Source organism: Streptomyces sp. AP-93, from assembly GCF_022808175.1.
In the GTDB taxonomy this organism is placed as follows: Bacteria; Actinomycetota; Actinomycetes; order Streptomycetales; family Streptomycetaceae; genus Streptomyces.
Genome location: NZ_JALGBX010000011.1, coordinates 20,115 through 33,767 on the forward strand (window position 1 = coordinate 20,115; position 13,653 = coordinate 33,767).

Genomic DNA, 13,653 nt, shown 5'->3' on the forward strand with positions numbered 1-13,653 from the left:
GCGTCCCCGACGTCCCCGACCGGCCTTCTGGCCCTGGCAGCCCTGGCGGGCTGGACCACCTCGACCACCTCGATCGGCCTGGCGGCCCCGGCGGCAGCGGCCTCGATCGCCTCGACCGGCCGAATCGTCTCGGCCGGCCCGGCGGCCCCAGCGGCCTCGACCGCCTCGACCGCCTCGGCCGGCCTGGTGACTCCGACGGGTCCGGCGACCCCGGCGACCCCGACGGCCGCGATCGGCCTGGCCACGTCGGTCGGCGTGGCGGGCTCGGCGGCTCCTACCGCCTGGGCCGGTCCGGCGGCCTCGACCGCCTTGATCGGCCCGGTCACCCTGACGGGTCCGGCGACCCCGACGGCCCCGATCGGCCTGGCCACCCTGGCCGGCCCGGAGGCCCCGGAGGCCCCGGAGGCCCCGGAGGCCCCGGAGGCCCCGGAGGCCCCGGAGGCCCCGGAGGCCCCGGCGGCTCCGGCCGAACCGGCGGCTCCGGCCGAACCGGCGGCTCCGGCCGAACCGGCGGCTCCGGCCGAACCGGCGGCTCCGGCCGAACCGGTGGGTCGGGCCTGGCCGGCCGGGTCGCGGTGTTGGCCGGGGTTGGGTACGCGGTGTTGCCGCCCGTGCAGATGTACGCCCAGGAGGGGCGCTCGTACGCCTTCGTCGCCGCGGCCGTCGTCTGGGCCACGTACCTGATGCTGCGCGAGCGCTGGGTCGGCTACGCCGTGGTGCTGGCGCTGGGCTGCTGGCTGCACGAGTTCGCCGTACTGGCGCTGCCCGCGCACGCGTTCGCCGCCTGGCGCTCGCGCGGCTGGCGGCTCGCCGCCGGGGCCGTGGTGGCCGCGCTGCTGCCCCTCGCCCTGGTCAGTGCGCGGCAGGCGCAGCAGCAGCTGGGCTGGCTCGGGCGGCCGAGCTGGCAGGACTGGACGGCGTACGGGGTCCTCGCGGCCGTGTCGCTGCTCCTGGCCCGGGGAGCCGCGCGGGAGCTCGTACGGGTCGCCCTGCCGCTGGCGCTGCTGCCGCCCGGGCTGTTGCTCGTGATCTCGCTGGTGCACCCCTGGTACGTGGACCGGTACGTCCTCTACGCCCTCGCCGGCCTCGCCCTCCTCGCGGGCGCGCGGCTCGCCACCGCGCGGGGCTGGTGGGTGTGGCCGCTGGTCGGGGTGCTGCTGGTCCCCGTCGGATTCTGGTCCGCGTGGCTGCGTACCCCCGAGAGCCGCAAGGACGACGCGCGGGCCGTCGCGGCGGCCGTCGCCGAAGTCGCGCGCCCGGGCGACGCGGTGCTGTTCCTCCCCTCGCGGCGGCGCGCATGGCTGTTGTCCTCACCGGAGACCTACGGGTCCCTGCGCGACCTCGCCCTGTCCCGCACCCCGGCGGCTTCGCGGAGCCTCCAGGGCGTGGAGCGGACTCCGGAGGAGATCCGGGCGGCGCTGCTGGACCCGGCCGTCGACCGGGTGGTCGCCCTGCTCGACCCGGTGGGGCAGCCGCTGGACGGCTACCCGGCCGAGGCGGTGAAACGCCAGACGCTGGTCTCCTCCTTCGACCTGTGTTCCGTGACGGACGTGCGGGGTGCGCGCGTGGCGCTTTTCGCCCGGGCGGGTGACTGTCCGTAGCTCCCGGCGGGGCCGCGGGGCGGCGGGGCCGTGGGGGCGCGGGGCCGTGGGGCCGCTCACGGCCCACCCACCCGTCTGCTCCCGGGAGTACCTGCGCCGACCGGTCGCGCACGCATCCGGTCAGGCACCCCGGCGGCCGCCCGGCGCGAGCCCCGGTACCGCTGCGCCGGTCGTCACCGGCGTGGGTCCGGGGGCGCGGGCCCGCCGCCGGAACCGCTGCCCGGGGTCCCCTACCCTCCCTTCCACCGTTCCCCGGGCCGGCCCGGACCCGAAAGACCTGGGGCTCCGCCCCAGACCCCGCGCCTCAAGCGCCGGCGAGGCTGGAATCGGCCGGCCCCGTCTGCCACGTGCACGAAGTCCCCGACGCCTGCTCCTCACGTGAGCGCTCGCGGGGCGGGCCGCCGACCTCGTAGGCGGGTCGGCCGGTCCGCTCAGGGGTCCGGCCGCCCGCTTGGCCCGCGCCGACCGGCTGCGCCGCGCCCGGGGGCCGGCCCGCCGGGGGCAACGTGCCCCGGAGGCGGAGGCGGAGGCGTTCGCGGGAGGTGGAGTCGCGGGAGGGAGGATGGGCGGCGGGCCGCCGACCTTGCCGGGGCCCGCCGACTTCTGCCAGAGGTGCCGTATGGACGCAGCCCGCCAACACCCCTACCGCCACTCCCTCGTGCCGCCCGGTCCGCTCGTTGGTGGGGACTGGCTCGCGGAGCGTCTCGGTATACCCGGGCTCGTCGTCTTCGACGCCTCCGTCGTGGCGCACCGCGCGACGGGCCGGCGGATTCCGGGGGCCCGTCCCTTCGACCTCGACGGCGCGCTGTCCGACCACACCGCCGCCGCCCCGCACACCATGCCCGGCCCGGCGGCCTTCGCCGAGGCGATGCGCGCCCTCGGCGTCGACGACGGCAGCACGGTCGTCGCGTACGACGGCGCCGGTGTCTACTCCAGCGCCCGCGCCCGGTGGATGCTGCGCAGCATGGGCTTCGACCGGGTCGCCGTCCTCGACGGCGGGCTGCCCGTGTGGACCGCCGCCGGGCGGCCGGTGGAGGAGCGCCGGCCGGGGTACGAGGGCCCGCGCGGTTCCTTCACGGCCAGGCCCCGCGCCGGGCTGCTGGTGGACGCGGCCACCGTCTCGGCGGCCCTGGCCGATCCGGCCGCCGCGGTGCTCGACGCCCGGACCCGCGAACGCTTCGCCGGCACCGCCCCCGAACCCCGACCGGGCCTGCGCGGGGGCCACATGCCGGGCGCGGTCAGCCTCCCCTTCGGCGAACTGCAGCGCCCCGACGGCCTGATGCGGCCCGCCGCCGAACTCCGTACCGCCTTCGGAGCGGTGGCGGGTGAGCGGGAGCGGCTGTACTTCAGCTGCGGTTCCGGGGTCACGGCCTGCGTGCTCGCGCTCGGCGCGGAACTCGCCGGGTACGAGGACCTCGCCGTGTACGACGGCTCCTGGAGCGAGTGGGGCATGCCCTCCCCGAACCGGCCTGTCGTGCAGGGGAGTTAGGCCGCCCCTCCCGGCTCCGGCTGACTGTGTCCTGTCCTGTCCTGCCCTGCCCGGCCCGGGGGTTGGCCCCACCCCGGATCCGGGCACGTGGCCCATGCCTCCGGGCCCCCGTACCAAGGCCACTGCCACCGCCAGGTACACCGCCGCGGCCGTCGCCGCCGGGCTGCTCCTCACCGGTTGCTCCTTCGGCTCGCTCATCTCGGGCGGGGGACCGGCGAAGACAGCGAGCGCGGACACCAGGGTGGCCGAGGCCGTCACCGCGGTCGAGGTGTCGGACGCCGGCAGCGGATCCGTGGAGGTCGTCGCCGGATCCGGCCCGGGCGTGACCGTCCGCCGCACCGTCCGCTGCCACGCAGACACCGTGCCCGAGCCCGCCCAGCGGCTCGCCGGCGGCGTCCTGACCCTCACCAACGGCGACTGCTCCGGCCGCTGTTCCGCAGCAGCGGCCGCGTCACGATGTCGGGGGTGGCCGCCGCCGACGGCGTGACGTCCTGGGGCGCGGTCGCTGCCGGAGAACTGTCCGGAACGGGCGCGGACGCCCGTTCCGACTCCGGCGACGTCCGTCTCGCCTTCACGACGGCCCCGGCCTCGATCGCCGTGCGGACCAGCTCGGGCGACGCCAGGGTGAAGGTCCCCGCGGCCGCGTACGCACCCGACGTCTCCACCGACTCCGGCGACCGCGACATCACCCTCCCCGCGACCCCCTCCGCCACCGCCCGCCTCGCGGTTGTCCTGTGACAGCGAAGTTTGAGCGTGTGTCATCGAGGTTCGACTGATTACGAAGCCTAAGGACAGGGCACGGTTCGCAAAGAACAGCCGCCGGGTACGGCCCCTGGAGCACTCACCCGGACAGCTCGGCCCGCCACTGCCGTGGCCACTGCCCCGACGGCGGCGGAGCTCCGTTGATTCCGAGGTCACGCCGCGCGCTCTCGTAGAACGCGTCACGCGCCGCACTCGCCAGCCGATGGACCTTCGTCCACTTCTCCGCGTCGACCGGTCCCTCTCGTATGAGCAGCTCGATGGTCCAGATCGTCTCGTGCCAGCGCCGGGCCGCTGCGATCGTCGCTGCGTCCCCGACGAGCAGGACAGACTCCCACTCCGTCGCACGGTGGGACTCCGCGTCGGCGAGCAAAGGCAGACCGTCGGCCGGCGGCAACGGGTCGGCCACGTCGGCGAATCCGAGGGCGGCGCCGATGCGCTGGGCGAGACGAAGCTGGGCCTTGAGGGCATTGGCGTAGCCGCCGTATGTCTCGAAACGCTTCTCGTCCCACCGCTCCTCCCGCTGCCGCTTCCACTTCCGGCGCTCAGTCGAGCTCTGCACGGCATAGGAGCCGAGTGAACCGACCACGACGCCTATCAGAGCAGGCAATTGATCCAACAGAGCCACAGTTACCCCTCGACCAGTTTCCCGATGCCGCACGCTCATCGCTCCGCGGCCGACAGCCCCCTGCCCACCCGGGCACCTCTGCTCGGTGGGATGCCGGCCGGTTTGTTCCTCGTAGCCCCGTGATGGATGGCGGTCAAACTGCGGTGACATTAACTGCCAGTGGTCAAACTTCGCTGACATTCGGTGAAGGTTCGATGGCACAGGACAGCGGTGCGGACCTCCTCGGGAGACATCCACATCTCGGCGGCCTGAGCGCCCGCCGGGCGGTGTTCGCCGCCGGCGAACGGGTGTTGGGGAACATTGGGGCGCGCACATGCATTGAGTCGGCATAGCTCAACTTCACTGCCGGAGGGAAGATCATGGCTTCGACGTCCGTAACGCTCACTCTGCCCGTGCTGCCGCTCGATGACGAGGTCGTGCTGCCTGGGATGGTCGTTCCGCTGGACCTGTCCGATGCAGAAGTGCGGGGTGCCGTCGAGGCCGCTCAGGCCGCCGCCGCGGGGGACAAGCCGAAGGTGCTGCTCGTGCCCCGGATCGACGGGAAGTACGCCGGCACCGGGGTGCTCGGGACCGTCGAGCAGGTGGGGCGGCTGTCCGACGGGGACCCCGGGGCGCTGATCCGGGGGCGCGGGCGGGTCCGTATCGGGGCCGGGACGACCGGGCCGGGGGCCGCGCTCTGGGTCGAGGGCGAGACGGTGGACGAGGCCGTCCCCGATCCGCTGCCCGGGGGCGTCACCGAGCTCGTCAAGGAGTACAAGGCGCTGGCCACCAGCTGGCTCAAGAAGCGCGGCGCCTGGCAGGTCGTGGACCGGGTGCAGCAGATCGAGGGGGTCGGGGCCCTCGCGGACAACTCCGGCTACTCGCCGTTCCTGAGCGTCGAGCAGAAGGTGGAGCTGCTGGAGACGGCCGACCCCGTGGCCCGGCTGCGGCTCGCGGTCAGGGCCCTCAGCGACCACCTCGCCGAGCAGGACGTCGCCGAGTCCATCGCCAAGGACGTCCAGGACGGCGTCGACAAGCAGCAGCGAGAGTTCCTGCTGAAGCGGCAGCTCGACGCCGTGCGCAAGGAACTGCGCGAGCTCAGCGGGGAGAAGGACGGCGAGGAGTCCGACGACTACCGGGCCCGGGTCGAGGCCGCCGACCTGCCCGAGAAGGTACGGGAAGCCGCCCTCAAGGAGGTCGACAAGCTGGAGCGTTCCAGCGACCAGTCCCCCGAGGGGTCCTGGATCCGCACCTGGCTGGACACCGTGCTCGAACTGCCCTGGAACGAACGGACCGAGGACGAGTACGACATCCGGGGAGCCAGGGCGGTCCTGGACGCGGAGCACGCCGGGCTCAGTGACGTGAAGGACCGGATCACCGAGTACCTGGCCGTGCGCAAGCGCCGCTCCGAGCGCGGGATGGGCGTCGTCGGCGGGCGCAGGGGCGGGGCCGTGCTGGCGCTCGTGGGCCCTCCGGGCGTCGGAAAGACCTCCCTCGGGGAGTCCGTGGCCCACGCCATGGGGCGCAAGTTCGTCCGCGTGGCCCTCGGCGGAGTCCGGGACGAGGCGGAGATCCGCGGACACCGGCGTACGTACGTGGGCGCGCTGCCCGGCCGGATCGTACGGGCGATCAAGGAAGCCGGGTCGATGAACCCGGTCGTCCTGCTCGACGAGATCGACAAGGTCGGCTCCGACTTCCGGGGGGACCCGGCGGCGGCGCTGCTCGAAGTCCTCGACCCCGCCCAGAACCACACCTTCCGGGACCACTACCTGGAGGTGGAACTGGACCTGAGCGACGTCGTGTTCCTCGCCACCGCGAACGTGCTGGAGGCCATCCCCGAAGCCCTCGCCGACCGTATGGAACTGGTCCGCCTCGACGGCTACACCGAGGACGAGAAGGTCGTCATCGCCCGCGACCACCTGCTGCCCCGGCAACTGGAGCGCGCCGGCCTGGCCGCGGAGGAAGTGGTCCTGGAGGAGGACGCGCTGCGCAAGCTGGCGGGGGAGTACACCCGGGAGGCGGGCGTGCGCACCCTGGAGCGTTCCCTCGCCCGGCTGCTGCGCAAGGTGGCCTCCCAGCACGAACTGGGGGAGCGGGAGCTCCCGCTGCGGATCGGCGCGGACGACCTGCGGGCGCTCATCGGGCGGCCGCACCACGTCCCGGAGTCCGCGCAGGACCCGGCCGAGCGGCGCACCGCGGTACCGGGCGTGGCCACCGGCCTCGCCGTGACCGGGGCGGGCGGAGACGTCCTGTTCGTCGAGGCCTCGCTGGCCGACCCCGAGACGGGCGCGGCCGGGCTCACGCTGACGGGCCAGCTCGGAGACGTGATGAAGGAGTCGGCGCAGATCGCGCTCAGCTTCCTGCGCTCCCACGGCGCCGAGCTGGAACTCCCCGTCGCCGACCTGAAGGACCGGGGGGTGCACATCCACTTCCCGGCGGGCGCGGTGCCCAAGGACGGTCCGAGCGCGGGCATCACGATGACGACGGCGCTGGCCTCGCTGCTGTCGGGCCGGCAGGTCCGCACGGACGTGGCCATGACCGGCGAGGTCTCGCTGACCGGGCGGGTGCTGCCGATCGGCGGGGTCAAGCAGAAGCTGCTGGCCGCACACCGGGCCGGGCTCACCACCGTCATCATCCCGAAGCGGAACGAGGCCGACCTGGACGACGTTCCGGCCGAGGTGCTGGCAGGGCTGTCGGTGCACCCGGTGACGGATGTACGCCAGGTCCTGGAGCTGGCCCTGGCGGCGGACGCGGTCCCGGTGGCCGCCGCGGCCTGATCCGGGCCTCCGGACATCCGGACATCCGGGCCTCCGGACATCCGGGCCTCCGGGCCTCCGGACATCCGGACCTCCGGGCCTCCGGACATCCGGACACCCGGGCCTCCGGCCGGGCGGCCAGGGCCCGGGGTTCCCCGCTCCGGCGGGGCCCCGGGTCCCCGGCGTACCCGCTGCGAAATACTGGTGGGCCACACACCAGCGAAGGAGCGGGCCGTGCACGGGACCGAAGACCAGGAGTTCCTTGCCCTGGAGCGGGAGCTGTCCGTCTTCCTCCGACGGGCCCGCGCCTCCTCCGGGGAGATGGCGCGCGAGCTGCACCCGGAGCTGGAACCGGCCGCGTACGGGCTCCTCGTACGGCTGGAAGCAGCCGGGCGCCAGCGGGCGACCGAGCTCGCCGCGTACTTCGGGGTCGGCAAGGCCACGATGAGCCGGCAGCTGCGGGCCCTGGAGGTGCTGGGCCTGCTGGCCCGCGAGCCGGACCCGGCGGACGGGCGGGCCTTCCTGGTCGGGCTCACAGAGGAGGGCCGGGAACGCTTCCTGCGCGTCCGGGGCGCCCGGCGCGAGCAGTACATGCGCAAGCTCGCGGACTGGGACCGCGGAGAAGTGGCGGAACTGGCGCGGCTCCTGAACCAGTTGAACGCGGGCGGGGAGTAGCCCCCGGGCCCCGGGCCCCGGCCCCGCTCCCCTACAGCTCCGCGTACGCCGCCGACGCGTCGTCGTGGCGCTTGCCGCGGCGGTGCGCCCGGCCCGGGTCCGATTCCAGCGTGCGCACCCGGTCGATCAGGGACTGCGCGCCCTCCTTGCGCAGCACCGCCAGGCATTCGGCCCAGTCGCCCTCCCCGAACGTGTCCGTCCACCGGCTGGCCCCGTCCGTGAGCGCCGCCACCGCCCGCACCTCCGCGCGCGGCGTCAGTCCGGTCACCGCCCGGGCCGCCACCTCCGGGTCCGCGGCGGCGGTGAAGAAGCCGCCCTCCGCGTTGCGCAGCGCGTCGGCGGAGGCCTCCGTACGCAGCCGCTCGCGCGGGATCCGGTCCAGCCGGTCGTCGAGGACCGCGCGCACCTCGCCGCCGGGCGCCTGGAGGAGGAGTACGGAATCCGAGAGCACCAGGTGTTCGACGCGGGACTCGTCCCAGCGGACCACGACCACCGTCGCCTGCGGCGTCCGGACGTGAGAAAGGTCACATGTGTCGCGATGGGCGTCGGCGGTGACGCGGATGGCCTCCGCCAGGACCCGGTCGAGAGGCATGTCCCGGCGCGATACGGACAGTTCGGTCAATCGGCCGCCCAGCCGGGCCGCGAACCACGGCACCCCGTGCACGCATCCGACCTCGCCCGGAGGCGGGGTGACCCCGTCGAGGGCGACCAGGACGCCGCCGCCCGAGGCGGGGATCGCGGCCGACAGCCAGTCCTCGTTGGGGCGTTCCAGGTTGCCGGGGGCGGAGGAGAGATCGATGCGCATGCGGACATTCTGCCCGCGCGGGGCTCCGTAGGGCCGGGAAGAGCCGGGGAAGGTCCGGACCAAAGCGGGACGGGTGGGGCGTGAAGGGACTCCCGGGGTCGGCGGGGTGACCCTCGCCATGTGGGCGGGCATCCTGCCAAAAGCCGCATCGATCTTTCAACCACCCGTCCACGGCGGGGCTCTGACAGCCGATCGCCGAGTTGGTCGCCCCCTCTTCCGTGCTGTTCACTCCTTCGTGTGGCCGGGCGGGCGATGTGCGGCCCTCTTCCCAACTCACTGCGAGGGTCTGAAGCGGTGCGGCGGTACGGCGCGGCGGTACAACGGAGGCGGGCGACCGTTTGCGGTGACCGGCCGTCACCCCGGCCCCAACAGGCAACGAGCACGAGCAGCACACGTAAACAGGATTGCGAGCACCGGTGCAGAAGAAGCGGCCGCGGAAGAACGGCACCGTCGCGAACGGCACCGCACCCGACGGCACCGCAGGGCGCCGCGTCCGCGTGCGCCGCAGGCTGGTCATCGGGGTCGCCGTGGCCGGGCTCGCCGTCCTCGTGGCGGGGTCGCCCGCCGTCCTGTCCGCCTCCGCGGACCTGAAGGACTCCCAGGACCTGGTCACCCTCGCCGACCGGAGCCGGCAGACGCTCACCCTCGCCCACCTGCTCGGAGACGAGCGCGACGCGGTCACCGAGTACGTGGCCAAGGGCCGGCCCGGCGGCGTCCGGGGCAGGCAGGCCGCCGCGGTCCAGGAACGCGCCGCGGGCACCGACCGCCAGCTCGCCGAGGTGCAGGCCGACGCCGACGAAGAACTCGCCCTGGCCCTCGGCCGGGTCGGCGCCGTCCGCACCGAGTCCATCGAGGGCAAGGACAGCGCCCTCACCGCCCACCAGGCCTACTCCGGCGTCATCGCCGAACTCCTCGCGCCGGGCATCCGGCTCGCCGAGCTGACCCCGCCGCGCGCCGCGGACGCCCTCGTCACCACCCGTCCGCTGGGCCCCCTAGGCCAGGCCGTGGAGCAGGCCTCCGCCACCCGCGGACTGCTGCTCGCAGCGCTGTCCGTGCCCGGTGGCGACCGGCAGCCGGGCTCCGCCTACGTGGACGAACTCGCCGCCGCCGCCCAGCGGGCGCGCGTACGGGAGCAGGGCGCGCTCGACGACTTCGCGCGGGCCGCGCGGCCCGACGTACGCCAGAGCCTCGCCGCCACCGTCACCGGACCCGAGGTCAAGACGGCCGACGACTACCTCAAGCGGCTCACCGACCGGCCGGCCCTCTCGGCCGCCGACCGCAAGCTCGATCCCGGCACCGTCGGACCGGCCCTCACCGCCCGCGTCGACCGGATGCGCTCGGTCGAGGCCACCCTCGCCGGTCAGCGGGCCACCGCGCTCGCCGCCCTGCGCGACGACGACGTGACCGCGCTGGAGGTCAAGCTCGCCCTTCTCGGCGTGCTGTTCCTCGTCACCCTCGGCATCTCCACCGCCATCGCCCGCTCCCTGACCCGCCCGCTGTCGGTCCTGCGGCGCGGCGCGGCGCGGCTGGCGACGCCGGAGGGCTCGGTGGAACCGGTCCGGTTCACGGGCCGCAACGACGAGTTCGCCGAGGTGGTGCGCCACCTCAACGCGGTACGCGGCCAGACGGTCTCCCTGCACACCCGGATCGCCGGACTCGACGCCGACCGCCGCCGCCTCATCGGCCGCAACGAGGCGCTCTCGGCCGGCCGGGAGGCGCTGGAGGCAGAGCTCGCGCAGCTGCGGGCCGGGCTGGAAGAGCACCGCCGCATCATGTCGACCACGTCCGTCTCGCTGTCCCTGCGGACCCTGGGGCTCGTCGAACGCCAGCTCGCCGTCATCGAGGAGCTGGAGTCCGAGGAGCCGGACCCGGACCGCCTCTCCACCCTCTTCAAGCTGGACCACCTGGCGACCGTGATGCGCCGCCACAACGAGAACCTGCTCGTCCTCGCCGGCCAGGAACACGGCCACGGGCAGGGCGCGGCGGTGCCGCTGGTCGACGTCATGCGGGCGGCGGTCAGCGAGATCGAGCGCTACGAGCGCGTCGACCTCGGGGTGCTGCCCTCGTACACGCAGGTCGCCGGGCACGCCGCCGACGACGTCTCGCACGTACTGGCCGAGCTGCTGGAGAACGCGACGACCTTCTCGCCGCCGGACGCCAAGGTGAAGGTGTCCGGATGGCTGCTGGACTCCGGCGACGTGGTGCTGTCCGTCATCGACGAGGGCATCGGGATCACCGGGGACCGGCTGGCCACGCTGAACGAGCGGCTCGCCACCCCGGACGCGTACGACGAGGAGCCCGAGTCGGAACACGGCCTGGGCCTCGGCCTGTACGTGGCCGGGCGGCTCGCGGCCCGGCACGGGGTCAGCGCCGAGCTGCGCACCCAGCGGCACGGCGGTACGGAGGCCCTGGTCGTCGTACCGGCGGCGCTGCTGCCCGCCACCCCGCCGGCGTCCCCGGTCCACACCCTGGGCGCACCGGGCGCACCCGCGCTGCACCTGCCCGGTGTGGTCGCCGAGGCCAACGAGAACACCCTCCCCTCGCGCGTACGGGGCCTTGCCGCGCCGACGCCCGAGACCCCGGCGCCCGAGACCCCGACGGCCCCGGCCCTGCCTGAGCCCGCCCTCGAGGCGTCCCCAGAGCCCTACGCGGCCCCGGAGCTCCCAGCGGAGCCTGGCTCGGAGCCGGAGCCTTCGGCGGAGCCTGCCCCGGCCTCGTCCGAAGCCGCGGCCGCGGCCGTCACCCCGGACCCGGACCCCGCCGCCTTCCCCGAGCCGGAGCCCTCGCACGAGACCGCGCGGGCTGCTGCCGCGGAGCCGCCTGCCCGGGTGGCCCCGCAGGCCGCTCCGGCTGCGTTCGCGCCTCCGGCCGGGCAGCTGCCGCCCACGGAGCAGGTGTTCCGGGTCCCGGCACCGGTCGAGGTGCCCGCCGACCAAGTGTTCCGCGTACGGCCGCAGGCCCAGGCCGACGCCGGGGAGCCCGCGGAGGCGCCCGCGGACGCGCCCGCCGAGCAGGTGGCCCGCGTACGGCCGCAGGCCCAGGCGCCCGCCGAGGCGCCCGCGGACGTGCCCGCCGACCAGGTGTTCCGCGTACCGCCGCAGGCCGACGCGCCCGCCGACGCCCGGGCGGCGAGCGGGACCGAGCCCGAGCCCGAGGAAGTGCTCACCGACAAGGGGCTTCCCAAGCGGAGCCCCCGCGTGGTCGCCGCCGGGCGCCAGGACGAGGTGCGCCCGGCCCCGGGCCGGGTGGACGCCGACGAGCTGCGCCGCCGGCTCGGCGGGTTCTACCGCGGTGCCCAGGACGGGCGCCGCGTCGTGGAGGCCGAGCTCGCGCAGGACGCCCGGCAGGACCCGCCGCAGGACCCGCCGCAGGACCAGGGGCAGACCGACCGGGGGGACACCGCACAGGAGGCACGCACATGAACGCGTCCAGTACGTACGGACTGAGCACCCAGGCACGCAACCTTCAGTGGCTGCTGACCGACCTCGTCGAGGAGGTCCCCGGGGTCAACTCGGTGGCCGTCGTGTCCTCGGACGGGCTCCTCCTGCTGTCCTCCGATCCGGCCGCACCCGACACACCCGGCACGGCCGACACACCCGGCACACCGGCCGCGCCCTCCGCGCCCTCCCGCCCCCGCGGCCCCCGCGGCGCGTCCGCCGATCTCGCGACCATCGTCTCCGGCCTCGGCTCGCTCACCACGGGCGCCGCCGCCCTGATGGACGGCGGCTCGGTCAAGCAGACGATGGTGGCCATGGAGCACGGCTCCGTGTTCGTCATGTCCATCAGCGACGGCTCGCTCCTCGGCGTGCACGCCACGCCCGACTGCGACATGAGCGTCGTCGCGTACCACATGGCCTTGTTCGTGGGCCGCGCCGGCCACGTCCTGACCCCCGAAGTCCGCAGTGAGCTGCGCCAGTCGATGGAGAACACCTCGTGAGGAGCCCGGCCTCCGACCGGCTGCCGATACGCGGCGCCGACCGCCGTCCCGCCCGCGTACGCCCGTACTCCCTTACGGGCGGCCGCACCCGCTTCACGCAGATCCTGCACGTCGAGACCTTCGTCGCGGCCCTCGACACCAAGGTGTCCGAGCCGCGCAAGCCCGACCGGATGCCGGAGATGCCGGCGATCGTCGAGGTCTGCCGCCGCATGCGGACGATCGCCGAGATCGCCGCCCTGCTGAAGCTGCCGCTCGGCGTGGTCCGCGTCCTGGTCAGCGACCTCGCCGACCAGGGCAGGATCCGTGTCTACGGGACCGGGCACGGCAGCGGCCGTCCCGACCGCGCTCTGCTCGAAAGGGTGCTCAGTGGGCTCCGCCGTCTCTGAAACCGGTCTCTTCTCCGCGAACACGGACCCGGACCCGAATCCGGACGAGCCCGTACAGCCCTGGCAGTACGACCGCTCGCGCGCGCCCGTCGCCGTGAAGGTGCTGGTGGCGGGCGGTTTCGGGGTGGGCAAGACCACGTTCGTCGGTTCCGTCTCCGAGATCCGGCCGCTGCGCACCGAGGCGGTGATGACCGAGGCCGCCGCTCCGACCGACGACCTGTCCGCGACCCCGGACAAGCACACCACCACCGTCGCCATGGACTTCGGCCGCGTCACGCTCGACGACGACCTCGTCCTGTACGTGTACGGAACCCCCGGCCAGGAACGCTTCTGGTTCATGTGGGACGACCTGGTGCGCGGCGCCGTCGGCGGGATCGTCCTCGCGGACACGCGGCGGCTGCGCGACTGCTTCCCCGCGCTCGACTACTTCGAGAGCTGCGGGCTGCCGTACGCCGTGGCCGTCAACCACTTCGAGGGCACGCCTTCGTACGCACCGGATGACGTGCGGGAGGCGCTGACCATACCGGCGCGCGTACCCGTCGTGATCATGGACGCGCGGCGCCGGGTCACGGTCCTGGAATCCCTGATGACCCTCGTGGGCCACGCCCTCGACTCGACCCCCGAATAGAGAACGTGCA

At 74.5% G+C, this 13,653-nt stretch carries 12 protein-coding genes and 1 pseudogene; 10 read left to right on the top strand and 3 right to left on the bottom strand.

The features are described 5' to 3' along the window. Positions 1-326: pseudogene (locus tag MTF69_RS19325) on the bottom strand (hypothetical protein); the annotation flags it as partial. Positions 327-611: 285 nt separating this feature from the next. On the opposite strand from MTF69_RS19325, the gene MTF69_RS19330 reads away from it, so the two are divergent. The 4 genes from MTF69_RS19330 to MTF69_RS19345 all read left to right on the top strand — a co-directional run bounded on the left by MTF69_RS19330 (position 612) and on the right by MTF69_RS19345 (position 3,828). Beyond that, positions 612-1,601, top strand: coding sequence for a hypothetical protein (locus tag MTF69_RS19330; RefSeq protein ID WP_243336169.1), 990 nt, complete (start codon positions 612-614; stop codon positions 1,599-1,601). Positions 1,602-2,220: 619 nt separating this feature from the next. Continuing rightward, a complete protein-coding gene (locus MTF69_RS19335) occupies positions 2,221-3,090 on the top strand; it encodes a sulfurtransferase (protein WP_243336170.1) in 870 nt (289 codons plus the stop codon). Between the two features lie 94 nt (positions 3,091-3,184). Further along, complete coding sequence (locus MTF69_RS19340; protein WP_243336171.1) at positions 3,185-3,577, top strand: hypothetical protein; 393 nt, start codon at positions 3,185-3,187, stop codon at positions 3,575-3,577. Then, on the top strand, positions 3,556-3,828 hold the full coding sequence (locus MTF69_RS19345) for a DUF4097 family beta strand repeat-containing protein (protein ID WP_243336172.1): 273 nt from the start codon (positions 3,556-3,558) through the stop codon (positions 3,826-3,828). The genes MTF69_RS19340 and MTF69_RS19345 overlap by 22 nt, the downstream gene beginning before the upstream one ends. A gap of 103 nt (positions 3,829-3,931) precedes the next feature. Here the strand turns inward: MTF69_RS19345 and MTF69_RS19350 are convergent, their stop codons facing one another. Next, entirely contained in the window at positions 3,932-4,411 is a 480-nt protein-coding gene (locus MTF69_RS19350; protein WP_243336173.1) for a hypothetical protein, read from the bottom strand. A 425-nt stretch (positions 4,412-4,836) separates the two neighbouring features. On the opposite strand from MTF69_RS19350, the gene lon reads away from it, so the two are divergent. Next, the gene (lon, locus tag MTF69_RS19355) at positions 4,837-7,233 is read left to right on the top strand and encodes an endopeptidase La (protein WP_243336174.1); all 2,397 of its coding nucleotides are present in this window, start codon (positions 4,837-4,839) and stop codon (positions 7,231-7,233) included. Between the two features lie 177 nt (positions 7,234-7,410). After that, positions 7,411-7,887 carry a MarR family winged helix-turn-helix transcriptional regulator gene (locus MTF69_RS19360; protein WP_374323432.1) on the top strand — a complete coding sequence of 159 codons (477 nt, stop codon included), beginning with the start codon at positions 7,411-7,413 and terminating at the stop codon, positions 7,885-7,887. 31 nt (positions 7,888-7,918) lie between these two features. Here the strand turns inward: MTF69_RS19360 and MTF69_RS19365 are convergent, their stop codons facing one another. Further along, the gene (locus MTF69_RS19365) at positions 7,919-8,692 is read right to left on the bottom strand and encodes a protein phosphatase 2C domain-containing protein (protein WP_243336176.1); all 774 of its coding nucleotides are present in this window, start codon (positions 8,690-8,692) and stop codon (positions 7,919-7,921) included. A 416-nt stretch (positions 8,693-9,108) separates the two neighbouring features. Here MTF69_RS19365 and MTF69_RS19370 point away from each other — a divergent pair, with 416 nt between their 5' ends. From MTF69_RS19370 to MTF69_RS19385, 4 genes are read left to right on the top strand one after another with little or no spacing between them, the layout of a single operon-like run. Further along, entirely contained in the window at positions 9,109-12,114 is a 3,006-nt protein-coding gene (locus MTF69_RS19370) for a nitrate- and nitrite sensing domain-containing protein (protein ID WP_243336177.1), read from the top strand. Next, positions 12,111-12,629 carry a roadblock/LC7 domain-containing protein gene (locus MTF69_RS19375; RefSeq protein WP_243336178.1) on the top strand — a complete coding sequence of 173 codons (519 nt, stop codon included), beginning with the start codon at positions 12,111-12,113 and terminating at the stop codon, positions 12,627-12,629. Before MTF69_RS19370 ends, MTF69_RS19375 begins: the two co-directional genes overlap by 4 nt. After that, entirely contained in the window at positions 12,626-13,015 is a 390-nt protein-coding gene (locus MTF69_RS19380; RefSeq protein ID WP_243336179.1) for a DUF742 domain-containing protein, read from the top strand. Before MTF69_RS19375 ends, MTF69_RS19380 begins: the two co-directional genes overlap by 4 nt. Then, entirely contained in the window at positions 12,996-13,643 is a 648-nt protein-coding gene (locus tag MTF69_RS19385) for an ATP/GTP-binding protein (protein ID WP_243336180.1), read from the top strand. The genes MTF69_RS19380 and MTF69_RS19385 overlap by 20 nt, the downstream gene beginning before the upstream one ends. Positions 13,644-13,653 lie beyond the last annotated feature (10 nt).

What these genes read in the sequence shown, in the direction of transcription:
- lon (WP_243336174.1), top strand. Translation starts at nt 4,837, where the DNA reads ATGGCTTCGACGTCCGTAACGCTCACTCTGCCCGTGCTGCCGCTCGAT.
- MTF69_RS19375 (WP_243336178.1), top strand. Translation starts at nt 12,111, where the DNA reads ATGAACGCGTCCAGTACGTACGGACTGAGCACCCAGGCACGCAACCTT.
- MTF69_RS19335 (WP_243336170.1), top strand. Translation starts at nt 2,221, where the DNA reads ATGGACGCAGCCCGCCAACACCCCTACCGCCACTCCCTCGTGCCGCCC.
- MTF69_RS19340 (WP_243336171.1), top strand. Translation starts at nt 3,185, where the DNA reads ATGCCTCCGGGCCCCCGTACCAAGGCCACTGCCACCGCCAGGTACACC.
- MTF69_RS19365 (WP_243336176.1), bottom strand. Translation starts at nt 8,692, where the DNA reads ATGCGCATCGATCTCTCCTCCGCCCCCGGCAACCTGGAACGCCCCAAC.